We start from the raw sequence: 23,667 nt of genomic DNA, 5'->3' as shown, positions 1-23,667 counted from the left end.
TCACTCCTCCCCCAGGATCTGCGGCACCTTGAAACGCTGCTGCTCCTGAGCCGGGGCGCCGGAGAGCGCCTGCTCGGGATTGAGCGACGGTCGGACCTCGTCCGGCCGCATGACGTTGGTCAGGGGCAGCGGGTGGGAGGTCGGCGGTACGTCTTGGTCGGCGACCTCGGAGACGCGGGCGACCGCGCCGATGATGTCGTCGAGCTGTCCGGCGAAGTGGTCGAGCTCTTCGTCCTTCAGCTCCAGACGTGCCAGCCGGGCGAGGTGAGCGACCTCCTCGCGCGTGATGCCAGGCATGCAGCGATCCTCTGGTGTTCTGGGCGGAGTCTTCTGGGCGGAGTGTTCCAGGTGGAGCGGCCGGGCGATTGCTCCCGTGCTCCCGTACTCCTGTGAACGTTTATCCGGCCCAATCCTATGGCGTACGGGAGAGCGGTCCGAAATGCATTCCGCGGAACGGTGCGGAAAGTGCGGGCCACGGCCGGGACCGGGTCCGCGCGGGCGCCCTAGGGACCGTCGGGCGCCGGGGGGCCGGGGTGGGCCCCGGGCCGCGGCTCCTCGGGCCGCGGGGGCGTGGCGGCGGGCCCGGCGGGTCCGGCAGCCGCTTCGCCCTCGTCGGACTGTTCCGGCTCGTCGGGCTCGGCGGGCTCGTCGGATCCGCCGGGCGGGTCCTGCGGTGGCGCGACCTGCGCAGGCCGGTCGTGCGGATGCTGGTCCCGTGGATGCTGTTCCTGTGGAGGCTGGTCCTGGGAGGTTTCTTCGGATGGAGGCTGGTCCTGCGAGGTTTCTTCGGAGCGGGGACATGGGACGGCCGGTGGCCGGGTCGTTAGTTCAGGACCTGTCCCGAAGGGCTCTTGGCTGCCTTCTCCGCCGCCAGGGCGGCCGTCTCCGATTCGCGGTGCCAGCCGTGCTCGCCGCGGGCCCTCAGCCAGGCCGTGGTCTCGTCCGGCGGCATCGCGGCGGCCACCAGCCAGCCCTGTACGGCGTCGCAGCCCAGATCCCGCAGCCGCTCCCAGGTCTCGTCGTCCTCGACGCCCTCGGCGACGACCAGCAGGCCGAGGGAGTGGGCGAGGTCGAGGGTGCAGCGGACGATCTCGGCGTCTTCGTTGTCGACGGCCAGCCGGGCCACGAAGGACCGGTCGATCTTCAGCTCGCTGACCGGGAGGCGCCGCAGATGGACCAGGGAGGAATAGCCGGTGCCGAAGTCGTCGAGGGACATCTTCACGCCGTGGGCGGTGAGCCCGGCGAGGGTGTCCGCGGCGCGCTGCGGGTCCTCCAGGAGGACATGTTCGGTTATCTCCAGCTGGAGGGCGCCCGGTGGGACCCGATGTCGGGCCAGCCGGGCGGCGACGGCTCCCGCGAAGCCCGGGGAGTGCACATCGCGCGGCGAGACATTGACCGCCACCGGCACCTCGAGGCCCATCGCCCGCCAGCGCGCCACCTGGGCGAGTGCGGTCTCCAGGACGTACTCCGTCAGCCGGGGCATCAGTCCGGAGGACTCGGCGATGGCGATGAATTCGTCCGGTGGCACTCTGCCGCGGTCCGGATGCACCCAGCGGACCAGTGCCTCCAGCCCGGCGACATGCCCGTCGAAGCCGACCTTGGGCTGGTAGTGCAGCTCGACATCGCCGGCGTCCAGGGCACGGCGCAGATCGCCCAGCAGGCCGAGCCGGTCGGGGGTGTTGCCGTCCCGCTTGGCCTCGTAGAGCTCCACGCCGCTGCGGTCCCGTTTGGCCTGGTACATCGCCACATCGGCGCGGCGCAGCAGCCCTTCGGCGTCGAGGGCGTGGTCGGGGAAGACGGCGACCCCCGCACTGGCTTCCAGTACGAGGGTCAGGCCGTCGAGGTCCAAAGGGGATCCCAGTGCGGCGACGAGGTTGCGCGCCACCCGCTGGGAGCTGGTGAGGGAGTCGGTGGTGGGCAGCAGGACGGCGAACTCGTCGCCGCCGAGCCGGGCCGCCTCGGCGCCGCGGGGCAGGGCGTGCCGCAGCCGGTCGGCGATCTGGAGGAGCAGGCGGTCGCCGGCGAGGTGGCCGAGGGTGTCGTTGACGGAGCGGAAGCGGTCGAGGTCGATCAGGACGAGGGCGGAGCGGGCACCGACCCGCTCCGCGTCGTCCAGCGCGGTCCAGGTGCGCTCCAGCAGCCACTGGCGGTTGGGCAGTCCGGTGAGCGGGTCGCGCAGCTGCTCCTCGGCGCGGGCGCGGGCGATCCACAGGGTGGAGTCCAGGGCGATGAGCGGTACCGCGAACATCGGCAGCAGCAGCGGCGCGTGGACGGCGCAGACGGCGATCAGCGGGGAGATGCCGAGCAGCGCGATGCCGACGAGGATCTGCCGTACCACGGCCGTTCGGGCGATGGTGGGCAGTCCGCCGGTGCGCGGCGCCAGCGTGAACCAGAGCAGGGCGCGGCTGACGAGGAGATAGCCGCCGGCCGCGGTGAGGACTTCGGGGAGGACGGTCAGGTTCCAGGCCTCGGGGCTCCAGGGGCGGCGGACGGTGGCATCGACGCCGAACGCGGTCAGGCCGAGCGCGGCGGCGCCGATGCCGAGGATGTCCACCGCGCCGTGCAGCGCGGCCTGTCGCCAGCGGTGTCTGCGGGCGGCGCCGACCAGGACGACGACCGCGAGGCTGACGAGGGTGGCGGGCACCCAGCCGTACAGGAGCAGTACGGCGAGGGCGAGGGCGGCGCCGGAACCCGTGCCGCCCCACCAGCGGTCCCGGCCGAGGGCGACCAGGTGGCCGACGATGATGCCGGTGAGGATCGCCAGCGACCAGCCGACGGGTCCTCCCGGGAACAGTGCATCGCCGTTGCCGAGGGTGTAGATGACGCCCGTGCCGAGCGAGAGGCCCGCCACGATGAGGATGGTCGCGGGCAGCGCGGGCACGACGAGGCGCTGGAGCCGCGACGCCGGAGCGACGCTGTCGGTCGGTTTCATTCCGATCCCTCTCACAGCCGGCTGTGCCCGCGCCACGGCAGGCGCACACCTCAACAGTAGGACGCCCAGGGCCACTACGGGCAGCGATCCGCAACGGTTGCCCGAATGCGACCTGGCATCCCTGGCCGATCTGGTATGCGCCAGTGGGGTGATTTCTCACTCCTCCTCAGGCGGAGTGACCGCTACCGCTCGTGCCGCCTCGGCACCCTGTTCGAGCAGCACGGCAAAGCCTTCCTCGTCCAGCACAGGCACCTTCAGCTGCATGGCCTTGTCGTACTTCGAACCTGGGTTATCGCCCACCACCACGAAACCGGTCTTCTTCGAAACGGAACCGGTCACCTTCGCTCCGAGCGCCTGGAGGGCCTCTTTCGCGCCATCTCTGGTGTGTGTCTGGAGTGTGCCCGTCACCACAACGGTGACGGTTTCCAGCGGACGCGGGCCCTCCTCGCCCGTGTGCTCGTCCTCCATTCGGACGCCGGCCGCCCGCCATCTCTCGATGATCTGCTGGTGCCAGTCCTCCGCGAACCACTGCTTGACCGAGGCGGCGATCGTCCCGCCGACGCCGTCGACGGCGGCCAGCTCCTCCTCGCCGGCGTCCCGGATGCGGTCGATCGAGCGGAACTCCCGCGCCAGCGCCTCGGCCGCCACCGGGCCGACGTGCCGGATCGACAGTCCGGTCAGGATCCGGGCCAGCGGACGCTGCTTGGCGGCCTGGATGTTCTCCAGCATGGCCAGGGCGTTCTTCTTCGGCTCGCCCTTCTGGTTGGCGAAGAAGGTGACGATCTTCTCCTCGCCGGTCTTCGGGTCGCGCTTGGGCAGACCGGAGTCCGGGTCGAGGACATAGGACCGGATGGGCAGCAGCTGCTCGATGGAGAGGTCGAAGAGGCCGCCCTCGTCCCTCAGCGGCGGCTCGGCGGGCTCCAGCGGCTGGCTGAGCGCGGTGGACGCGACATAGCCGAAGTTCTCGATGTCCAGGCATTTGCGGCCGGCCAGGTAGAACAGCCGCTCGCGGATCTGGCCGGGGCAGGCGCGGGCGTTGGGACACCGCAGGTCGATATCGCCTTCCTTGGCGGGCTGCAGCGCCGTCCCGCACTCGGGGCATTCGGCCGGCATCACGAACTCCCGCTCGCTGCCGTCCCGCAGGTCGACGACCGGTCCCAGGATCTCGGGGATGACATCGCCCGCCTTGCGCAGCACGACGGTGTCCCCGATCAGGACGCCCTTGGCCTTGACCACGTCCTGGTTGTGCAGGGTGGCGAACTCCACCTCGGAGCCGGCGACCGTGACCGGCTCGACGACGGCGAACGGCGTGACCCGTCCCGTACGGCCGACGCTGACGCGGATGTCCACCAGCTTGCTGTTGACCTCCTCCGGCGGGTACTTCCAGGCGATCGCCCAGCGCGGCGCCCGCGAGGTGGAGCCCAGCCGCCCCTGGAGCGGGATCTCGTCCAGCTTGACGACCACGCCGTCGATCTCGTGCTCGACGGCCGTACGGCGGGTGACGGGGTTGCCGTAGTGGGCGATGAACGCGCGCACCGCCTCCAGGGAGTCGACGACGGTGTTGTGCGCGGCCGTCGGCAGGCCCCATTCGCGCAGCAGGTCGTAGGCCTGCGACTGGCGGTCGATGGCGAAGCCCGCACGGGCGCCGACGCCGTGGACGACCATGTGCAGCGGGCGGCTCGCGGTGACCTTGGGGTCCTTCTGGCGCAGCGAACCGGCCGCGGCGTTACGGGGGTTGGCGAACGGCGGCTTGCCGTCGGCGACCAGGCGCTCGTTGAGCTCCAGGAACTTCTCCATCGGGAAGTAGACCTCCCCGCGGACCTCGACCAGCTCCGGGATCCGCTCGCCCTTGAGACGGTGCGGGATCTCGGCGATCGTGCGGACGTTGGGGGTGATGTCCTCGCCGGTACGGCCGTCGCCGCGGGTCGCGGCGCGGGTGAGCCGGCCGTGCTCGTAGGTGAGGTTGACGGCGAGGCCGTCCACCTTCAGCTCGCACAGGAAGTGGTACCCGGCGCTCTTGGGGTCGCCGCCCAGCTCGCCCGCGATCCGCTCGGCCCAGGCGGCCAACTCCTCGTCGTCGAAAGCGTTGTCGAGGGAGAGCATCCGCTCGCGGTGCGCGACCTCGGTGAAGTCCGTGGCGTACGCCCCGGCCACCTTCTGCGTCGGCGAATCCGGGGTGCGCAGTGACGGGTGCTCGTCCTCCAGCGCCTCCAGGGAGCGCAGCAGCTTGTCGAACTCCGCGTCGCTGACGACCGGGGCGTCCTTCACGTAGTACCGGAAGCGGTGCTCCTCGATCTGCTCAGCGAGCTGCGCGTGCTTCTCCCGCGCCGCTGCGGGCACATCGGATACCGCTGCGTGCTGTTCGCCAGCCACCGTCTTGTCCTCCCGTGGTCCTTGAGTGCCGTCACTCAGGGTTGTCTGCGAGCGATCTCGCCGCCCGGACGCAGTGGGCGAGCGCCGAGCGGGCATATGCGGGCGAAGCGCCCGCCAGCCCGCACGAGGGAGTGACGACCACGGACTCGGCGAGAATCCCTGGTGTCAGCCCCAGCCTGCGCCACAGCGTCCTGACACCCATGACGCTACCGGCAGGGTCTGACAATCGGCCGTCCACGCCCGGCACCACGCCCGCGAACAGGGCCGTACCGCCCTCGACGGCCTCCCCGATCGCCTCGTCCTCACGCTCGGTGAGCAGCGAGAAATCGAACGAGATGCCCGCCACCCCGGCCCGCCGCAGCAGTCCGAACGGCACCGCGGGCGCACACGAGTGGACGACGACGGGCCCGCCCTCCGCCACCGCGACAAGATCACGCAGCGCGCCCTCGACCACCGCCCGGTCCACGGCCCGGTGGGTGCGATAGCCGCTGGCGGACTTCACCCGCCCCTGGAGCACCGCCGTCAGCGACGGCTCGTCCAGCTGCAGCACGACCTCGGCGCCGGGCACCCGCCGCCGTACGTCCGCGAGATGCCCGCGCAGCCCCTCCGCCAGCGACGCCGTGAGATCCCGGCAGGCCCCGGCATCGCTCAGGGCGGCCTCGCCACCCCGCAGCTCCAGGGCGGTGGCGAGCGTCCACGGGCCGACCGCCGAGACCTTCAGCGGCCCCTCGTACCCCTGCGTGAACTCCTCCAGCGCGTCGAGGTCCTCGCCGAGCCAGGCGCGGGCGCGGCGGGTGTCGCGCCCCGGCCGGTCGCTGATCCGCCAGCCGCTGGGCTCCACATGGGCCCAGACCTCGACGAGCATCCCGATGGTCCGGCCGATCATGTCGGCGCCGGGGCCCCGGGCCGGCAGCTCCGGCAGATACGGGAAGGCCTCCAGGGACCCGGTGACGGTCTTCGCCGCTTCCCGCGCATCACCGCCCGGCATCGACCCGATGCCGGTCGCCGCGCCCGCGGCCCACTTGTGCGTGCTGTTCGTGCTCACCCAGAGAGGGTATGCGGCGGGCCGAGGTGGGCGAGGCGGGGTGTTGCCGCCCGGCCTCGGCCGCCGGTTGCTCAGACCCGCGCCCGCACGCCCCGCCACCCCATGACCGCCGCGGCCGCCAGCGCGCCCGCCGCCAGGGCGAAGGCGAGGGCCGCGCCCGGGTGGCCGCCGTCCGCCCCGGTGAACACCGCGCCCATGCCCGCGATACCGACCAGCGAGCCGATCTGGCGGTTGGCGTTCAGGGTCGCGCCGGCGATGTCGGCGTGCTCGCTGCCCGCGACCGCCATCAGGACGCCGGTCATCGCCGGGGAGGCGATCCCGCTGCCGACGTTGGTGACGGCGAGCACCACCGCGATCACCCAGTACGGCAGGCCGGGCGCGAGGACCAGGAAGAGGACGGCATAGCCCGCCGCGGAGACCGCCAGGGAGGCGGTCAGGGCCGCCCGGTTGCCGATGCGCAGCCCGAACCGCGCGTAGAGCATGTTGCCCAGCGGGATGATCAGGACGGCGGGCAGCATCTGCAGCCCGGCCGTGACGGGGCCGGCGCCGCGCGCGGTCTGGAGGAACAGGCCGAGGACGAACAGCGCCCCGTAGAAGGCGAAGTTGAAGAGGAAGCCGATGGCGTTGGCCGCGGCGAAGCGGCCGTCAGCGAAGAGCGCGACCGGCAGGATCGGGGTGCGCGCGGCGCGTTCGCGTACGGCGAATCCGGCCGCGGCGAGCAGCGTCACCGCGAACGCCCCCAGCACCCAGGGCGACGACCAGCCCTTGTCGGGCCCCTCGATGAGCCCGTAGCTGAGCGAGCCGAGCGCGAGCAGCCCCAGGACGTGCCCGCCGCCGCCCAGCGCGGAGCCGCGCGCCGGTACGGCCGCGATGACCCGAGGGGTGAGCAGCAGCGCGACGATGCCGATGGGGAGATTGACGAGAAAGATGCTGCGCCAGCCCAGGGTGCCGACCAGGAGGCCGCCGATGGACGGGGCGAGCCCGATGGACGTCGAGACGATCGCCGACCAGATACCGAGGATCTTCGCCCGGCGGGCCGGCTCGGGGAAGGCGTTCATCAGCAGGGAGAGCGAGCTGGGCATGAAGAGCGCCGCGCCCACTCCTTGGGCGAAGCGGGCCGCCACCAGGGCGGCGCCGTTGGGGGCCGCGGCGCCCACCAGGGACGCGGCGGTGAACGCGGCGAGGCCGATGAGATAGATCCGGCGGGCCCCGAACCGCTTGGCCAGCGACCCGGCGAGCAGCAGCAGCGACGCAAAGGCCAGGACATAGCCGTCGACGACCCAGGTCAGGCCGGACATGGTCAGACCGAGGTGGTCCCGCAGGACGTCGGCGGCCACATTCATGATGCCGGTGTCCAGGCTCGCCATCACGAACCCGAGGGCCAGTACGAGGAGTTGGAGTCCGCCACGGGGTGCGTTACGGGGCGAAGCGGCGGGGCCGGCCTCGCCCGCCGCCCGGCGCGGCGCCGCTGTCTGAGTGATCATGGATTTAGTTAAAGTTATATCCATTCAGCGGGGCAATGATTACAGCTATAACTTTACTGAACGCATACGAAAGAGGCCCTGGGGCACACCCCAGGGCCTCGGCCGGCTCGACGAACGGCTAGGACTTGTCCGCGGGGCCGGCGCCCCGGCCACCGCGCCCCAGCGCCTTCAGCAGGTCATCGCGCAACGCGGCCCGCTCCTCGTGCGAGAGGTGGTCGAGCGGCGACTCCGTGCCCATCCGCCGCAGCAGATCCAGCCGCAACTCCCGCCCCGCATCGGTCAGTACGAGCTGCTTGGCCCGCCCGTCCAGAGGGTGCGGCCGCCGCTCCACCATGCCCTGTTTCTCCAGCTTGGAGATGACATAGGTGACATTCGGCGGCTCGCAGCACAACACCCCGGCCAACTCCCGCGCGGTCTTCGGCTCGCCGAGCTCCTCCAGCGCCTTCGCCTGGGTCGGCGTCAGTTCGAGTTCGGCGACCCGGCTGCGCTGATGGGCGTCCAGAGCGCGGCTCAATTCGGCGACGAGCCCCCGGATCTCCCGGAACCCGCACCCCGCAGCCGCGGTCGCCTTCGCTTCTTTGGTCACCCATGCAGCGTACGTCGCCCGCGGCGGAAGCGGCGGGGCCGCGGGCGCTCACCTCCGGCGCTCAGCGCCCCGGCCGCACCGTCACATCGTTGATCTCCGCGTCCCGCGGCAGATCGATGGCCGCGAGGACGGTCGTCGCCACCGACTCCGGGTCGATCCACCGGGAAGGGTCGTACTCCTTGCCCTCCTGCTGGTGGACGCTCCCCTGCATCGGTGTCGCCGTACGCCCCGGATAGACCGAGGTCACGCGTACGCCGTTGCCGTGCTCCTCCGCCCGCAGAGCATCGGCCAGCGCCTTGAGGCCGTGCTTGCTCGCGGCGTACCCGCCCCACTGGGCGTGCGCGTTGAGCCCCGCACCGGAGTTGACGAAGACGACATGGCCCTCGGCGACCCGCACCAGCGGCAGCAGCAGCCGGGTGATCTCGGCGGGCGCGACGAGGTTGACGGCGAGCTGGCGCTGCCAGGCCTTGGCCGGCAGATCGCCGACCGCTCCCAGTTCCACGACGCCCGCGATGTGCTGGAGGGAGTCGATACGGGTCGGCAGCGGCTGCTGGCCGAAGGCCCAGGAGAGCTTCTCGGGGCGGGCGAGGTCACCCACGAGCGTGCGGGCGCCGGGGAACTGCGCGGCCAGCTCCTTGGCCCGTACGGCGTCCCGCGCCAGCAGCCACAGGTCCTCCCCGCGCTCCGCGAGGCGCCGTGCGACCGCCGCTCCGATGCCCGACCCTGCGCCCGTGATCAAGTGCGTACCCATGGTGCGATCGTAACGGGGGCCGGGCGACGGGTCCGCCCGGCGGGCTCAGCCCTCGATGCCCGCCTTCTCCTCCAGGTAGGCCAGCGCACCCACGCCGTCCTCCGCGAAGAACACCAGGTCGGTGAGCGGCAGCGGCAGGAAGCCCTCCGACTCCATCCGCAGGAACTGCTCCTTCAACCCGTCGTAGAAACCGGCGGTGTTCAGCAGCACGACCGGCTTGGTGTGCAGACCGTGCTTACGCAGCTCCAGGATCTCGGTGGCCTCGTCCAGCGTGCCCGTGCCGCCGACCATGACGACGATCGCGTCGGCGCGCTCCAGCAGCAGCGCCTTGCGCTCGGCGAGGTCCTTGGTGACGATCATCTCGTCCGCGCCCTCGTACGCCTTGTGCGCCAGGAACTCCACCGAGATCCCGACGAGCTTCCCGCCCGCGCCGCGCACGCCGTCGGCCATCACCTTCATCAGCCCGGTGTCCGAGCCGCCCCAGACCAGCGCATGGCCACCCTTGCCGATCAGCTCGGCGAACTGGCGGGCGGGGGTGACATAACGGTCATCGAGGTCGGCGGCGGAGCAGAAGACGCAGATGTTCATACGGTCACGATACGGACCGGGCGGCGGCTCCGGGCCCTGGGCCCCGGGCAGGGGTACGTCATCGGCCACCGGGCGGGGCGGGCAGCCGGGGCGGGGTGTGCGCACCCCGCCCCGGCCCTGGCGCCGGTCCTGACACCGGCCCGGTGGCCCGCCCGTCTCTCGCCTCGGCCGGGCCCGGGACCAGGCCCTTCGGGCCTTAGATCAGGCCCTGGTCCAGCATCGCGTCCGCGACCCGCTCGAACCCGGCGATGTTCGCGCCGGCGACGTAGTCGCCCGGCAGCCCGAACCGCTCGGCCGTCTCGTAGCACGTGTCGTGGATCCCGCGCATGATGGCCGCGAGCTCCCCCTCCGCGCGCTCGAACGTCCACGCCTCACGTGCGGAGTTCTGCTGCATCTCCAGCGCGCTGGTCGCCACGCCGCCCGCATTGGCGGCCTTCCCCGGGCCGAAGGCCACACCGGCCTCCTTCAGGAGCGCCACCGCCTCCGGGGTGGTCGGCATGTTCGCGCCCTCGGAGACCGCCTTGACGCCGTTGCGGATCAGGATCCGGGCGGCGTCCGCGTCCAGTTCGTTCTGGGTGGCCGACGGCAGCGCCACATCGCAGGCGACATCCCACACCCGTCCGCCGGGAACGTATGTGGCCGACACCCCGCGCCGCTCGGCGTACTCGCTGATCCGCCCGCGCTCGACCTCCTTGATCTGCTGGAGCAGCGCCAGGTCGATGCCCTTCTCGTCGACGACGTAGCCGCCCGAGTCCGAGCAGGTCAGTACGTTCGCGCCGAGCGCCTGCGCCTTCTCGATCGTGTAGATCGCGACATTGCCGGACCCGGAGACCACGACCTGCTGCCCGTCGAGCTCCTCGCCGCGCCGCTTGAGCATCTCCTCGGTGAACAGCACATTGCCGTAACCGGTGGCCTCCGTACGGGCCTTGGAACCGCCCCACTCCAGGCCCTTGCCGGTCAGCACACCGGCCTCCCAGCGGTTGGTGATCCGCCGGTACTGGCCGAAGAGGTAGCCGATCTCGCGGCCGCCGACGCCGATGTCACCCGCCGGTACGTCCGTGTGCTCACCGAGATGGCGGTGCAGCTCGGTCATGAACGACTGACAGAACCGCATCACTTCGGCATCCGACTTGCCGTGCGGGTCGAAGTCGCTGCCGCCCTTGCCACCGCCGATGTTCAGGCCGGTGAGGGAGTTCTTGAAGATCTGCTCGAAGCCGAGGAACTTCACGATCCCCAGATTCACGGACGAATGGAACCGCAGACCGCCCTTGTACGGGCCGAGCGCGCTGTTGAATTCCACCCGGAAGCCGCGGTTGACGTGGATCGCCCCGGAATCGTCCTGCCAGGGCACCCGGAACATGATCTGCCGCTCCGGCTCGCAGAGCCGCTCCAGCACCCTGGCCTCGACGAACTCCGGACGGGCCGCCAGCACGGGGGCCAGCGTCTCCAGCACCTCCAGAGCGGCCTGGTGGAATTCCGGCTCCCCGGGATTCCGCCGCACCAGCCCCGCGTGCAGAGAGGCCGGCCCGGCCGTATGTGCGCCGGTCTTGACCTCATTTTGAACACTCGACATGACTTGCGTTCCCTTCGTGGCCGAACGAAAAGCCGCTTGCGGTCCGGATCACGGCAGATCCTCGACGCAGCGACCACAGACGTCCCGTCGCTCCGCCGACCTTACTTGCCGACCTCTTGCCGTTCGACAACACCACCCGAGGTGGCGCCGTCCCTCTGCGTCCGGCGGATGCCTGCCACCGTCACCACGTCCCGTGCCGATTCGCTGATGTCCGTCCTTGCCGTCTCGCCAGCAACTCTGTGTTACGTGGAACCCCGCACGAGGACGTTCGGTTGCATGGCGAACAGGGACGCCCACCCGGCCGCACCGCCGTTCCCCGTCCTGACTATGTCTCCCCGACGCTCTCCTCGACATGTCTCTCTTTTTGTCAACGGCACCGGCAAGTTGTTGCCCGGCCGCGCCCCCCGCGCGCAGCACGTCGGCGGCGCACTCCGTCGCGCATAAATGCCTGGACGCTGCGCCCCGGGTCCCGTTACCGTGCGCCCATGTCCAGCCCCGAGGCATCAAGACGCTAGCCACCGGCCGTCCGGTGGCCTGCTCTTCACGCGGCGTCATGCCGAAGCCCACGCTCCGGGCCCTTTCCCCATAAGGCCCTGAGCGCTGCCGGCCGCGCCCGCTGCCACCGGATCACCGATCGCGTCATCGACCGCGTCACCGATCACCCGGCCGTCCGGCCGCGGGGTCCGCCGGTCGCTCGATCTCTCCCGTGGTTGCCTTGCGGAGTCCTGGAGTCTCGCTGTGCCGTTCGCTCGTCATGTTCCGTCTGCCCGTAGCGTTCCCCTGACCGTCCATCTGCTCGCCCTGGCGGTATTCGCCCAGGGCACCTCCGAATTCATGCTGTCCGGCCTCGTCTCGGACATCGCCCACGATCTCCACATCTCCCTCCCGGCTGCGGGCGCGCTGACCTCGGCGTTCGCGGTCGGAATGATCGTGGGCGCGCCGCTGATGGCCGTCCTGAGCCTGCGCTGGTCACGCCGTCGCGCGCTGCTGACGTTCCTGATCGCGTTTCTGCTCGTCCATGTACTCGGCGCGGTCACCACCGGCTTCGCCGTGCTGCTGGTCACGCGTGTCGTCGCGGCGCTGGCCAACGCGGGTTTCCTGGCGGTGGCCGTCGCGACCGCGAGCGGCCTGGCCGCGCCGGACGCCAAGGGGCGGGCCACCTCCGTGCTGCTCGGCGGCATCACCCTCGCCTGTGTCGCGGGCGTCCCGGCGGGCGCCTGGCTCGGCCAACTGTGGGGCTGGCGCTCGGCGTTCTGGGCGGTGGCCCTCCTGTCCGTACCGGCCGTCGTCGCCATCCTCCGGTCCGTACCGGCGGACAAAGGCTCCCGCGGCTCCTCCGCCGCCACCGGCGCCCGCGCCGAACTGCGCGCCCTGCGCAACCCGCGCCTGATCGTCACCCTGCTCCTCGGCGCCCTGGTCAACGGCGCCACCTTCTGCGCCTACACCTACCTCGCCCCTCTCCTCACCCATGTGACCGGACTCTCCGCGGCCTGGGTGCCCGGCGTGCTGGCGCTTTTCGGCCTGGGGTCGTTCCTCGGTGTCACCGTCGGCGGCCGGCTCGCCGACGCGCGGCCCCTCCGCCTCCTCGTCACAGGCGGGCCCGCCCTGCTCATCGGCTGGGCCGCCTTCGCGCTGACGGCCTCGATCCCGGCGGCGACCGCCGTGCTCGTTCTCGCCCAGGGCACCCTCTCCTTCGCCGTCGGCTCCACGCTGATCTCCCAGGTCCTGTACGTGGCCGCCGAGGCGCCGACCCTGGCCGGCGGATTCGCCACCGCCGCCTTCAACGTGGGCGGTGCGCTCGGCCCCTGGCTGGGTGGCCTCCCCCTCACCGCCGGGCACGGCTACCGCTCCCCCCTCTGGGTCAGCGCACTCCTGGTGGCGGCCGCGCTCACCACCGCAGGCGTGGCCCAGGCACTACGGCGACGCTCCACGCCCCCCACCGCGCCCGACTCCCAAGCCGCCGAACGCCCCGTCGTCCACCCCACCGACCGACCCGCTGACCGCTGACCCGTGACCGGCGACCGGCGACCGGCGACCGGCGACCGGCGACCGGCGACCGGCGACCGGCGACCGGCGACCAACAGTCCGGTCTCCTCGCCGCCGATGAGGACCTGGTCCTCGTCGGCGGCGCGGGGGCCCGCCCCGATTCAGACTTCGGACCCGACCGCCTCGGCAGCAGGCACCGCCGCCCCCTCATCGGTGTGACGCGTCTCAGCGCTGCGCTCGATCTCGGCCTGGACCATCTTCTCCATCGGATCGGCGGAGCTTCCGCCCGCGGCGACCATCGCCACCAAGATGGCCACCACCGTCAGCACCGTCCCCAGCCAGACCATCGTGTGCACCGGCAGCGTGTACGCACCGATGACCTTGAGCACGCACTCGGTCAGCAGGACGCTCCCCCATATCGCGGAGAACCTGCGCTCGGCACGCCGGAACCGTTCGGAGCCCGTCATCAGCCGCTCCCACGCGGCGTCCCCGGCGGCGCTCCCCTTCGTCACCCAGGGCTTGAGGCCCGCGGTCATCAGCGGCCGCTTCAGCCGGACGGAGAGCAGGATCGTTATCCCGATGACGCTGCTCACCGCACTGTCCTTGGCCAGCATCAACCGCGGATCCCCGGCCACCGCACTCATCGCCAGGCCCACGACGTTCACGATCAGTATCAGCAGTGCCAGGCCGTTGACGCTCCGGCTGCTGACCAGGCCCCACACCGTACGCAGCGCCGGCACCACGCTGCTCCAGCCCAGTGCGGCCACCGTGCTGAGGCCGAAGCCGTCGCTGAGGAGGTAGTACGAGGCCACCGGAATTCCGGCGTCCACGATCAGCGGCACAAAGGCCTTCAGGGCCGAATTGCCCTCTCCCTGCCCCTCGCCCCGGGTCTGACTACCGCTCTGACCGCTGCTCTGACCTCTGCTCTGACTCATGGCGGACTCCCCCGAGTTGGGCGGCGAACTGCCGCTGGTGGTGCGTCTTCTCTCTGGCACCTTCAGCTTCGTCCACGGCCTCGCCCGGCAACAGTCGCTCCCGTCCCGACTTATCCATGACATTTGTCAGATCCGGCGTCGCGCCTCCGCGCCCCCGCAGGTCACACGGGATGCCGCCGGAACGGATGCAGGTGGTGGGAACTGAGCGACGAGGGCTGCGCGGTGAGAGCTGAGCGGTCAGGGCTGCGCGGTAAGGACCCGAGCAGTGACCGCCCCCGCCCTACGCCTCCGCCCGAGCCCGCCGCTCCGTGGTCGCGATCGTCGCCGAGCCGACCACGCGGGTCCCGTCGTAGAGGACGATCGCCTGACCGGGGGCGACGCCCCGTACCGGCTCCGTGAACTTGACGCGGAGCTCGGTGCCGTCGACCAGATCCGCGGTGACCTCGGTTTCGCCGCCGTGGGCGCGGAGCTGGGCGGTGTACGTGGCGGGGCCGGCCGTGGGGGGACGGCCGCACCAGCGGGGGCGGATGGCGGTCAGGGCCGTGACGTCGAGGGAGGCGGCGGGGCCGACCGTCACGGTGTTGGTGACCGGGGAGATGTCCAGGACGTAGCGCGGCTTGCCGTCGGGGGCCGGGTGGCCGATGCGCAGGCCCTTGCGCTGGCCGATGGTGTAGCCGTAGGCGCCCTCGTGGGTGCCGAGGACCGTGCCGGACTCGTCGACGATGTCGCCCGGGGCCGCGCCCAGGCGCTTGGCGAGGAAGCCCTGGGTGTCGCCGTCGGCGATGAAGCAGATGTCGTGGCTGTCCGGCTTCTTGGCGACGAACAGGCCACGGCGGGCGGCCTCTTCGCGGATCTCGGCCTTGGTGGTGAGGGTGTCGCCGAGCGGGAACATGGCGTGCGCCAGCTGGCGGTCGTCGAGGACGCCGAGGACGTAGGACTGGTCCTTGGCTATGTCGGAGGCGCGGTGCAGCTCGCGGCTGCCGTCCTCGCGGCGGACCACCGTGGCGTAGTGGCCGGTGCAGACGGCATCGAAGCCGAGCGCGAGGGCCTTGTCCAGCAGGGCCGCGAACTTGATCTTTTCGTTGCAGCGCAGGCAGGGGTTGGGCGTGCGCCCGGCCTCGTACTCGGCGATGAAGTCGTCGACGACGTCCTCGCGGAAGCGCTCGGCGAGGTCCCAGACGTAGAAGGGGATGCCGATGACGTCGGCGGCGCGGCGCGCATCGTGGGAGTCCTCGATGGTGCAGCAGCCGCGCGCGCCCGTGCGGAACGACTTCGGGTTCTCGGAAAGCGCGAGATGCACGCCGGTCACGTCGTGGCCGGCCTCGGCGGCGCGGGCCGCGGCGACGGCGGAGTCGACGCCGCCGGACATGGCGGCGAGTACGCGGAGGCGGCGGGGGGCGTCATCAGTCATAGCCAGTCCAGGGTAAGCGGAACTGTCGGCGGCGGGGAAAGCGTTATGCGGGGCATGGCCAAGAGCGGGGAGCGCGGGGACGGGAAGCTGCCGGGCGTGACGCGGCGGCGGGCGTTGTGGATCGGGGGTGCGGGGGTGGTGGCTGCGGGGACGGCGGCGCTGGCGGCCACGGGTGAGCTGTCTCACTGGTGGTGGCGGCTGCCGGGGAACGTCCGGCCGCGGAAGGCGGGCGCCGTCGACTATCGGGGCGCGCAGTGGGTCGAGGCGTCCCCGGAGAATTACCGGACGGCGGACCGGCCGGCGGATTACGGGATCGACCGGGTGGTGGTGCATGTCGTCCAGGGGAGCTTCGCGACCGCGCTGAAGGTGTTCCAGGACCCGGGGCACGAGGCCGCGGCGCACTACGTCGTACGCAAGGACGGCCATATCGCGCAGACGGTGCGCGAGCTGGACGTGGCGTTCCACGCGGGAAACCGGGGCTACAACGAGCGGAGCGTCGGGATCGAGCACGAGGGGTTCGTGGACCGGCCGGAGTCGTTCACGGATGCCATGTACACGTCGTCGGCGCGGCTGACGGCCCGGATATGCCATCGCTACGGGTTCCCGGCCGACCGGGAGCACATCGTCGGCCATGTGGAGGTGCCGGGGACGGATCACACCGATCCCGGGCCGCACTGGGACTGGGACCGGTACATCGGGCTCGTGGTGACCGAGGTGCGCAAGCGGGAGGCGGCGGCGCAGACCTGAGCGGGCCGGCGCCGGGCCGCCCGGGGCCCGGCGCGGAACCGCCTCAGCTCAGGCCGGCGCTGCGGGCCCGTTCCACCACCGGGCCGATGGCCTCCGCCAGCGCCGCCACGTCCTCCGCGGTGGAGGTGTGGCCGAGCGAGAAGCGCAGCGTGCCGCGGGCGAGGTCCGGGGACATGCCGGCGGCCAGCAGGACGTGGCTGGGCTGGGCGACGCCGGCGGTGCAGGCGGAGCCCGTGGAGCATTCGATGCCCCGGGCGTCCAGGAGCAGGAGGAGCGAGTCGCCTTCGCAGCCGGGGAAGGAGAAGTGGGCGTTGGCGGGGAGCCGGCCCGCGGGGTCGGGGTCGCCGCCGAGGACGGCGTCGGGGGCGGCCGCGCGCACGGCCTTGATCAGGTCGTCACGGAGGGCGCCGATGTCGCGGGCGAACTCCTCGCGGTGTGCGACGGCATGGCGGCCCGCCGCGGCGAAGGCGGCGATCGCGGGGGTGTCGAGGGTGCCGGAGCGCACCTGACGCTCCTGGCCGCCGCCGTGCAGTACGGGCACGGGCGCGTAGGCGCGGCCCAGGAGCAGCGCGCCGATGCCGTACGGGCCGCCGATCTTGTGACCGGAGACGGTCATCGCGGCGAGCCCGGAGGCGGCGAAGTCGATGTCCAGCTGGCCGAACGCCTGCACCGCGTCCGCATGCAGCGGGATGTCGAACTCCCTTGCCACAGCGGCGAGTTCACGGACGGGCTGAATGGTGCCGATCTCGTTGTTGGCCCACATGACGGTGGCGAGCGCGACATCGGCGGGGTTGCGGGCGATGGCCTCGCGCAGCGCGTCGGCGTGCACCCGGCCGTAGCTGTCGACCGGCAGCCAGTCGATGGTGGCGCCCTCGTGCTCGGCGAGCCAGTCCACCGCGTCCAGGACGGCGTGGTGCTCGACGGGGCTGGCCAGGACGCGGGTACGCGCCGGATCGGCGGCCCGGCGGGACCAGTACAGGCCCTTGACCGCGAGGTTGTCGGCCTCGGTGCCGCCCCCCGTGAAGACGACTTCGCTCGGGCGCGCGCCGAGCGAGGCGGCGAGGGATTCCCGCGCCTCCTCAACGGTGCGCCGGGCCCGGCGGCCGGCGGCGTGCAGGGACGACGCGTTGCCGGTGACGGTCAGCTGGGCGGTCATCGCCTGCACCGCCTCCGGGAGCATCGGAGTGGTGGCGGCGTGGTCGAGGTAAACCATGGTGCGCACGATTCTACGAGGAGGCGCGCGGGGACCCGGGGGCGCATGTCGGGCGCGCGGATGCGCCGTGCGCCGTCGGCCGGGGAGGCGACCGGGGCGCCCGCTCCCGTTCGGGCCCGTCGCCCCCATGGACGCGTCCGTAAGGAGTGTCTAGCCTGACACTCATGACACAGTGGCTTCTGGACCGTACGTTCCGCACCGCGTCGGGCGACGAGGTGCGCTGGGCCGTCCTCGGGGAGGAACGGCCGGCGGCACCGGCGGTGGTGCTGCTGCACGGGACGCCGTTCTCCTCGTACGTCTGGCGGGGGCCCGCGCGCGCCCTCGCGGCGCGGCACCGGGTGTTCGTCTGGGACATGCCGGGCTACGGCGCCTCGGAGATGCGGGACGGGCAGGACGTGTCGCTCGGTGCGCAGGCGCGGGTGTTCGGGGAGCTGCTGGCCCACTGGGGGCTGGACCGGCCGGCCGTGGTGGCGCACGACTTCGGCGGCTGCGTCGCGCTGCGGGCGCATCTGCTGCACGGGGCGCGCTACGCGCCGCTGGCGCTGGTCGACCCGGTGGCGCTGGCGCCCTGGGGTTCGCCCACGTACCGGCTGCTGGGCGCGCACTCCGAGGTCTTCGCGCAGCTGCCGGCGGACCTGCACCGGGCGCTGGTGCGCGAGTACATCGCCTCGGCGAGCCATCGCGGGCTCCACCCCGACGTCCTCGACCGGCTGGTCGCGCCCTGGTGCACGGACGAGGGGCGGCCCGCCTTCTACCGCCAGATCGAGCAGAACGACCAGCGCTTCACCGACGGGATACAGGGCCAGTACGGGCAGCTCGCGCTGCCGGTGGCGGTGTACTGGGGCGCGCAGGACACCTGGATCCCGGCCGCCAAGGGGCGGGAGCTGGCCGCCCTGGTCCCGGGGGCCCGGCTGCGCCTCATCGAGGGCGCGGGGCATCTGGTGCAGGAGGACGCGCCCGCCGAACTCACCGCGGAGCTGGCGGAGTTCGTGGCGTCGGGCGGGTAGCGGCGGGCGGGGCGGGCGGTTACGGGGCGAGGGCGCGGGCGAGGGCACGGACGGTGCGCGCCGCGGCGTGCATCTCGTCCGCCGGCCCTCCGGACACCGGGGCCGGGACCGCGTCCTCCAGCGCGGCGCGCAGGCGCGCGAGGGCGTCCCGTGTGGGGCGGCCCGCCCGTCCGAAAGCGCCCAGCTCGGCGGCGAGTTCGGCCTCCAGGGCGGCCAGGGTCCGCAGGGTGCCCGGATCCTGGGGGCGCCCCGCAAAGGCCATCCGCAGCCGGTCGCGGAGGATGCCGACGGCCGCCGCCGTATCGCGCAGCAGCGTGCCGGTGGCCGCCCTGGCCGCGCTGCGCGAGACACCCGGCCCGCGCGGACCGAACGCCGCCGGTTCGGCCCCCTTCCGCAGCAGGGCCCGGACGTGGTCGGCCTCGGGGGCGCCGAACTCCTCAAGGACGGCGAGCGCGTCCCGCCAGTGCACACCGGCGCCCTGCCGGCGGCCCAGGGCGTTCTCGGCGTGCCCCCAGACGGCCAGCGCATCGGCCCGCCACCGCTCGCCGCCCGGCACCATCAGCCGCTTCGCCGCGTCCTGGGCGGCGGACGCGGCCTCGGCGGGCCGGACCAGCCCGGCCATCGCCTCGGCCGTCCGGGTACGGACCCGGGCCGCCCAGAGCCGCTGGCGGTCCTCCTCGAAGAGGGGCAGCGCCTCGTACGCCGCGCGCAGCGCCTCGGTGTGCCGGCCGGCCGACGACAGCGCCGTGGCGAGGGCGTACAGGCTGTGCGCCAGGCGCGACCGGCCGTCGCCCGTCCGGCGGACGAGGTCCACGCTCCGCTCGGCGAAGAGCACCGCCTCGCCGCCGTTGCCGGTCGCCGCCCACAGCCGCGCCAGCGCGGCCAGCGCGCCGGCCTCCCCCGGCTCGTCCCGCTGGTCGCGCCAGCCCTCCCAGGCCGTGGTCAGATGCCGTTCGGCCGCGTCGTACCGCCGCTGGTGGAGGGCGGTGATGCCGCGCGCGTACCCGGCGCGGAGGCGGGCGACGGAATCGCCGGAACGCCGCGCGAGGTCCTCGGCCCGCCGGGCCTGCGGCTCGGCCTCGGCGAACTTGCCCAGGGCGGTGTACGTCTCGGCCAGCGCGACGCGCGCCCGGCCCTCCGCCAGGCCGTCGCCCTCCCGGGCCGCCCGCGCCGCCACCGCGTGCGCGGCCGCTTCGTACGCCGCGGAGAGCGCCCCCGTGTCCGCCGTCACCCGGGCGAGCAGCAACAGATCGGCGGCGGGCCGGACGAGCCGCGGGGCCCGCGCCGCCACCTGACGCACCAGCGCCAGGAGAAGGGGGGTCTCCTCCGCCCAGGCGGCGAGCGCCGGGGTCGCGTCCGTCGCCCTGGGCAGGGACGGGGCGGACGCCCGGGTGAGCCGCGCGGGCCAGCGCTCCGTCGGGTAACGGGTCGCGTGCAGCCGGTGGCCCATGGCCAGGTACAGGTCCAGCAGCCGGGACAGCGCCCGCTCGCGCTGCTCCCGGGGCAGCTCGCGCTCGGCGATCCCCTCGGCGAAGGAACGGAGGGTGCCGGCGTGGCGGTAGTGGCCGCGGGCCGTCTTCTCCACCGCCCCGGCCGTCCGCAGCTCGTAGAGGTGGGTGCGCGCCTGCTTCGGTGTCGTGGCCAGCAGCGCGGCGACGGCCGGGAGCGGCAGCCCGCCGCCCTCCGGTACGGCCAGCAGCACGAAGGCGCGCCGCGCCGCGGGGCCGAGCTGCGCGTCGAGCCACTGGAGCAGCAGATGCTCGGGCAGCGCGGCGTACGCCTCGGTCGCCGGCAGCCGCTGCAGCGCGAGGGCGCCGGTCAGGCCGTCGGGCGCCGGGCGGCGCCGGGCGGTGAGCAGCACCGCGCCGGACCAGGGGCCCGGGTGCCGCAGCAGTGCGGTGAGCTCCTCCTCGTCGTCGCCCACGTCGTCCAGGACGAGCAGGACCCGCCGCCGGGCGGCCAACGCGGCGCAGTGCGCCCACCGTTCGGGACCGGCCTCCCGCATTTCGACGAACAGCGCCCCGTCGGGGAAGTCACCGGCCACCTCGTGGGCGACCCGCAGCGCCAGCGCCGTCTTGCCCGCCCCGGAGGGCCCGTGGACGGCCCAGCACGGCCGCTCCGCGTCCCCGCTGCGCAGGGCCGCCGTCAGTTCCGCGATCTCCTGCTCGCGGCCGAAGAAGTGCTCGGGGGCGGGCGGCAGGGCCGCGGCGCCGTCGCCCGTGCCCTCCTCGGTCCCGTCCTCGGCCGGCGGGCGGTGGCTCCCGGCCTCCGCACGGCGCGGCGGCGGCACGGTGCGCTCCGGCGCGGCCGGCGGCTCCTCCGGCACCGCGCCCCCCATCCGCTCCAGCACCGGACTGGCCAGCACCGCGAACGCCCGCGCCGACGCATGCAGCCGCAGCTCCCCCTCCGCGTCCCCCATCAGGACCGGGAAGTCCGGCAGCCGCCCCATGTACGGCTCCAGGGAGCGGCCGACCGCCTCGACGACTTCCACGGCCGCTTCGGCGCCGAGGCCGCTGAACAGCAGCTCGCGCACGCCGGGGCGGAAGTCGTAGACGGGCTCGGCCGGTTGGCCCGGTGGCGGCGGGCCCAGGGCGCGGTCCAGGGTGCGTGCGGCGGCCGCGTCCGGGGCCCGGTCGGTGCGTTCCAGGAGGCCGCCGAGCAGGATCTCCGCGACATGGGTGGGACCCGCGTCGCGCATCGTGGCGGCGCGCACCAGCTGCATCAGGGGGGTGGTCAGGGGACGGATCGCGGAGAGCCGGACGGCGAGGCGGTACGCCTCGGGCGAGAAGGCGCCCCGGAAGTGCGTGAGCAACTCCTCGGCGGTGCCGTGCGGCCGGGGCGGCGGGACGGGCAGCGGCGCCCCGTCCAGCAGCGCCGTTTCGATCAGATGCGGAACGCCGGGGCGGGTGACCAGCCCTGCCCACTGCTCCAGGGCGGAGGCGGTGGGGTGGAGGACGGGCAGCGCGAGGAGGCCGTCCGCGTCCGGGTCGCGCTCACCGCTGAGCGCGTCGCAGACGATGAGGCGCCCCACGGGGTCGAACTCGCCCGGTGCGGCCAGGAGCCGGGGCCGGGCATCGAGGGCGGTGCCGCGCCACAGCCGCCGGGGCAGCGGATTCAGTACGGCCACCGGGCCGCCGCGGCCCCAGGCGGTCAGCGCCCGTACGGCCTCCGGGCCGCGCCAGCCGGGGCTCGTACCGTCGGTGAGGAGGAAGGTCATCGACGCCCGCGCGGTGGCCCGCCGGGCGGACAGCGAGGCGGCCGGGTCCTGGGGGTCGATGGCATGGACCTCGACGGAGCGGAAGACCGTACTGCGGGTGAGGAGTGCGCGCAGTTCGGCGGCGAGCGGGCCCCACACCTGCAGCGACGGCGAGGAGTCCACCAGCAGCACGGCCGACCAGCGGCGTTCCTGGTCCGGGCGGGAGACGACATCGAGGAAGCCGGTCTCGGCGGCGAGCCGGACGGTGGCCTCGACGTCGGTGACGGTGCGGTGCGGATGGTCACGGGAGCGGCGCAGCGGGCGCAGCGCGCGGCCCAGCTGCTGGGCGTCGGGCAGTGCGCGCCCGCCGGGGACGCGGGCGGGGCGGGCCCGCTCCGCGCCCGGCCGGCCGCCCTGGCTGCCCATGGCGTACAGGGCGCGGCGGGACGGGCCGTCGGGGGTGACCGGCTCGGCGGCGTCATCGGCTCCGTCGGGGTCGGGCGCTGCGGATGACGGCTCCGCGGACTCACCGGGTCCGGCGGGCCCGGGTCCGTCCGCGGGCGCATCCGACGGCTCGGTGAGGGGCTCCGGGGACTCCCCCGCCACCGCGGCCGGGTCCGCCGCCGCCTCGCCGTCGCGGCCCGTCCCCGCGTGGTCCGCCTCGGTGGCGTCCGCGCCGGGCCCGGCTTCCTGCGGCGCGGCGTGCCCCTCGATCACCCGCGCCAGCCACAGGACATCGAGGAGTTCGGTGGCCCCGAGGTCGTAACCGGCGGCCGACATCGCCTGCCGTAGTCGGTCGATCATGGCGACAGCGGCTCGTCGAGGCGGTGCAGCACGGCGGCGAGCAGCTCTTCCTTGGTGAGGTCGGCGCCGCTGATGCGCAGATGGACGGCGGCCAGGAGCTGGTCGGTGGCCAGGGTCTGGGTCTTGGAGCGCTGGTGGAAGACCTCGATGAGGTCCTCGGCGGCGGCGACCGCCCGCTCCCCCAGGTTGTGTTCGATGATCTTGCGCAGCCGGTCGCCGGTCGGTTCGGGCAGGTCCAGCCGTACGCAGCGGCGCATGAAGGCGGGCGGGAAGTCCCGTTCGCCGTTGCTGGTCATGATGACGATCGGGAAGTGGCCGCAGCGGACCACCCCGCGGTGGACCGTCACCCGCTCGCGGCTGCCGCTCAGCAGGACCGGTACCTCCTGCTGGTGTTCGGGCAGCCGGGCCAGCTCCGGGATCTCGAACTCGCCCTCCTCCAGAACGACCAGGAGGTCGTTGGGCAGGTCGATATCGGCCTTGTCGAGCTCGTCGACGAGCAGCACACGGGGACGGTCGGCCGCCAGGGCCGTGCCCAGCGGGCCGAGGCGCAGATACTGGCCGATGTCGCCGGACGCGGCGGCGCGCCGGGCGCGGGGGCGGCGGCCGGAGCCGCGCGGCGCCTCCCGCTCGCGGCGCAGCGAGGCCTCGCGGAGCCGGCCCACGGCGTCGTAGCGGTAGAGGGCGTCCTGCAGCGTGGAGCGGCTGTTGACCGACCAGCGCAGGACGTCACCCAGGCCCAGCTCCTCGGCCACGGCGCGGGCCAGCGAGCTCTTGCCGGCGCCGGGGCGGCCGGTGACCAGCAGCGGGCGGTGCAGATGCAGGGCGGCGTTGACGACGGAGATCTCGTTGCGCTCCAGGAGGTACGGGGCGCGGGGTGCCGGGGTACGGGTGGCCGGGGACCCCGGAAAACACCGCCAGGGCGGCGGGGCGGGCAGGTCCGACGGGCCGCGGAAGACCCACCAGTCCTCGGGCTCCGCCGCCGGGTCGTCGTATGCGCCGGCTGCGCTCTGTCCGGTCACCGCACGTTCTCCTCGTC

The 23,667-nt window shown here is 73.3% G+C and carries 17 protein-coding genes; 3 read left to right on the top strand and 14 right to left on the bottom strand.

Features of this window, described 5'->3' with window-relative positions:
• The 9 genes from gatC to gdhA form a co-directional block, all read right to left on the bottom strand.
• The gene (gene gatC / locus AC5677_RS27385; RefSeq protein WP_403501950.1) at window positions 1-297 is read right to left on the bottom strand and encodes an Asp-tRNA(Asn)/Glu-tRNA(Gln) amidotransferase subunit GatC; all 297 of its coding nucleotides are present in this window, start codon (window positions 295-297) and stop codon (window positions 1-3) included.
• 526 nt (window positions 298-823) lie between these two features.
• Window positions 824-2,932 carry a putative bifunctional diguanylate cyclase/phosphodiesterase gene (locus AC5677_RS27380; RefSeq protein WP_497190585.1) on the bottom strand — a complete coding sequence of 703 codons (2,109 nt, stop codon included), beginning with the start codon at window positions 2,930-2,932 and terminating at the stop codon, window positions 824-826.
• A gap of 156 nt (window positions 2,933-3,088) precedes the next feature.
• On the bottom strand, window positions 3,089-5,305 hold the full coding sequence (ligA, locus tag AC5677_RS27375) for an NAD-dependent DNA ligase LigA (protein ID WP_497190584.1): 2,217 nt from the start codon (window positions 5,303-5,305) through the stop codon (window positions 3,089-3,091).
• A gap of 31 nt (window positions 5,306-5,336) precedes the next feature.
• Entirely contained in the window at window positions 5,337-6,350 is a 1,014-nt protein-coding gene (locus AC5677_RS27370) for a methionine synthase (protein WP_497190583.1), read from the bottom strand.
• Between the two features lie 71 nt (window positions 6,351-6,421).
• The gene (locus AC5677_RS27365; protein ID WP_497190582.1) at window positions 6,422-7,834 is read right to left on the bottom strand and encodes an MFS transporter; all 1,413 of its coding nucleotides are present in this window, start codon (window positions 7,832-7,834) and stop codon (window positions 6,422-6,424) included.
• 118 nt (window positions 7,835-7,952) lie between these two features.
• Window positions 7,953-8,420: a MarR family winged helix-turn-helix transcriptional regulator gene (locus tag AC5677_RS27360; RefSeq protein WP_497190581.1), complete on the bottom strand. Its 468-nt coding sequence runs from the start codon at window positions 8,418-8,420 to the stop codon at window positions 7,953-7,955.
• Window positions 8,421-8,481: 61 nt separating this feature from the next.
• Window positions 8,482-9,171 (bottom strand): SDR family oxidoreductase, encoded by a 690-nt coding sequence (locus tag AC5677_RS27355; protein ID WP_497190580.1) that lies wholly within the window; start codon window positions 9,169-9,171, stop codon window positions 8,482-8,484.
• 45 nt (window positions 9,172-9,216) lie between these two features.
• Window positions 9,217-9,759, bottom strand: a complete 543-nt coding sequence (locus AC5677_RS27350; protein WP_497190579.1) for an LOG family protein — start codon at window positions 9,757-9,759, stop codon at window positions 9,217-9,219.
• Window positions 9,760-9,955: 196 nt separating this feature from the next.
• Complete coding sequence (gene gdhA, locus AC5677_RS27345) at window positions 9,956-11,332, bottom strand: NADP-specific glutamate dehydrogenase (RefSeq protein WP_497190578.1); 1,377 nt, start codon at window positions 11,330-11,332, stop codon at window positions 9,956-9,958.
• 834 nt (window positions 11,333-12,166) lie between these two features.
• On the opposite strand from gdhA, the gene AC5677_RS27340 reads away from it, so the two are divergent.
• On the top strand, window positions 12,167-13,339 hold the full coding sequence (locus AC5677_RS27340; RefSeq protein WP_497196776.1) for a Cmx/CmrA family chloramphenicol efflux MFS transporter: 1,173 nt from the start codon (window positions 12,167-12,169) through the stop codon (window positions 13,337-13,339).
• 140 nt (window positions 13,340-13,479) lie between these two features.
• On the opposite strand, the gene AC5677_RS27335 is transcribed toward AC5677_RS27340, so the two are convergent.
• Both AC5677_RS27335 and mnmA read right to left on the bottom strand, forming a co-directional pair.
• Entirely contained in the window at window positions 13,480-14,253 is a 774-nt protein-coding gene (locus AC5677_RS27335) for a VC0807 family protein (protein ID WP_497190577.1), read from the bottom strand.
• A 280-nt stretch (window positions 14,254-14,533) separates the two neighbouring features.
• Window positions 14,534-15,664, bottom strand: coding sequence for a tRNA 2-thiouridine(34) synthase MnmA (mnmA, locus tag AC5677_RS27330; RefSeq protein ID WP_497190576.1), 1,131 nt, complete (start codon window positions 15,662-15,664; stop codon window positions 14,534-14,536).
• A 45-nt stretch (window positions 15,665-15,709) separates the two neighbouring features.
• Between mnmA and AC5677_RS27325 the strand changes: the two genes are divergently transcribed.
• Complete coding sequence (locus AC5677_RS27325; RefSeq protein WP_497190575.1) at window positions 15,710-16,411, top strand: N-acetylmuramoyl-L-alanine amidase; 702 nt, start codon at window positions 15,710-15,712, stop codon at window positions 16,409-16,411.
• A 43-nt stretch (window positions 16,412-16,454) separates the two neighbouring features.
• On the opposite strand, the gene AC5677_RS27320 is transcribed toward AC5677_RS27325, so the two are convergent.
• The gene (locus tag AC5677_RS27320) at window positions 16,455-17,624 is read right to left on the bottom strand and encodes a cysteine desulfurase family protein (protein WP_497190574.1); all 1,170 of its coding nucleotides are present in this window, start codon (window positions 17,622-17,624) and stop codon (window positions 16,455-16,457) included.
• Between the two features lie 164 nt (window positions 17,625-17,788).
• Here AC5677_RS27320 and AC5677_RS27315 point away from each other — a divergent pair, with 164 nt between their 5' ends.
• Window positions 17,789-18,631, top strand: a complete 843-nt coding sequence (locus tag AC5677_RS27315; RefSeq protein ID WP_497190573.1) for an alpha/beta fold hydrolase — start codon at window positions 17,789-17,791, stop codon at window positions 18,629-18,631.
• A 19-nt stretch (window positions 18,632-18,650) separates the two neighbouring features.
• Here the strand turns inward: AC5677_RS27315 and AC5677_RS27310 are convergent, their stop codons facing one another.
• Both AC5677_RS27310 and AC5677_RS27305 read right to left on the bottom strand, forming a co-directional pair.
• Entirely contained in the window at window positions 18,651-22,631 is a 3,981-nt protein-coding gene (locus AC5677_RS27310) for an SAV_2336 N-terminal domain-related protein (RefSeq protein ID WP_497190572.1), read from the bottom strand.
• Entirely contained in the window at window positions 22,628-23,650 is a 1,023-nt protein-coding gene (locus AC5677_RS27305) for an AAA family ATPase (RefSeq protein WP_497190571.1), read from the bottom strand. The genes AC5677_RS27310 and AC5677_RS27305 overlap by 4 nt, the downstream gene beginning before the upstream one ends.
• Window positions 23,651-23,667 lie beyond the last annotated feature (17 nt).

The organism is Streptomyces sp. JLSY215, from assembly GCF_059682825.1.
This window is presented reverse-complemented; position numbering and strand designations above follow the sequence as displayed.

Excerpts from the sequence above, each read along its gene's own strand:
- AC5677_RS27335 (WP_497190577.1), bottom strand. The coding sequence starts at position 14,253 with ATGAGTCAGAGCAGAGGTCAGAGCAGCGGTCAGAGCGGTAGTCAGACC.
- AC5677_RS27355 (WP_497190580.1), bottom strand. The coding sequence starts at position 9,171 with ATGGGTACGCACTTGATCACGGGCGCAGGGTCGGGCATCGGAGCGGCG.
- gdhA (WP_497190578.1), bottom strand. The coding sequence starts at position 11,332 with ATGTCGAGTGTTCAAAATGAGGTCAAGACCGGCGCACATACGGCCGGG.
- AC5677_RS27325 (WP_497190575.1), top strand. The coding sequence starts at position 15,710 with ATGCGGGGCATGGCCAAGAGCGGGGAGCGCGGGGACGGGAAGCTGCCG.
- AC5677_RS27340 (WP_497196776.1), top strand. The coding sequence starts at position 12,167 with ATGCTGTCCGGCCTCGTCTCGGACATCGCCCACGATCTCCACATCTCC.
- gatC (WP_403501950.1), bottom strand. The coding sequence starts at position 297 with ATGCCTGGCATCACGCGCGAGGAGGTCGCTCACCTCGCCCGGCTGGCA.
- AC5677_RS27315 (WP_497190573.1), top strand. The coding sequence starts at position 17,789 with ATGACACAGTGGCTTCTGGACCGTACGTTCCGCACCGCGTCGGGCGAC.
- AC5677_RS27320 (WP_497190574.1), bottom strand. The coding sequence starts at position 17,624 with ATGGTTTACCTCGACCACGCCGCCACCACTCCGATGCTCCCGGAGGCG.
- AC5677_RS27350 (WP_497190579.1), bottom strand. The coding sequence starts at position 9,759 with ATGAACATCTGCGTCTTCTGCTCCGCCGCCGACCTCGATGACCGTTAT.
- AC5677_RS27365 (WP_497190582.1), bottom strand. The coding sequence starts at position 7,834 with ATGATCACTCAGACAGCGGCGCCGCGCCGGGCGGCGGGCGAGGCCGGC.
- AC5677_RS27310 (WP_497190572.1), bottom strand. The coding sequence starts at position 22,631 with ATGATCGACCGACTACGGCAGGCGATGTCGGCCGCCGGTTACGACCTC.
- mnmA (WP_497190576.1), bottom strand. The coding sequence starts at position 15,664 with ATGACTGATGACGCCCCCCGCCGCCTCCGCGTACTCGCCGCCATGTCC.
- AC5677_RS27380 (WP_497190585.1), bottom strand. The coding sequence starts at position 2,932 with ATGAAACCGACCGACAGCGTCGCTCCGGCGTCGCGGCTCCAGCGCCTC.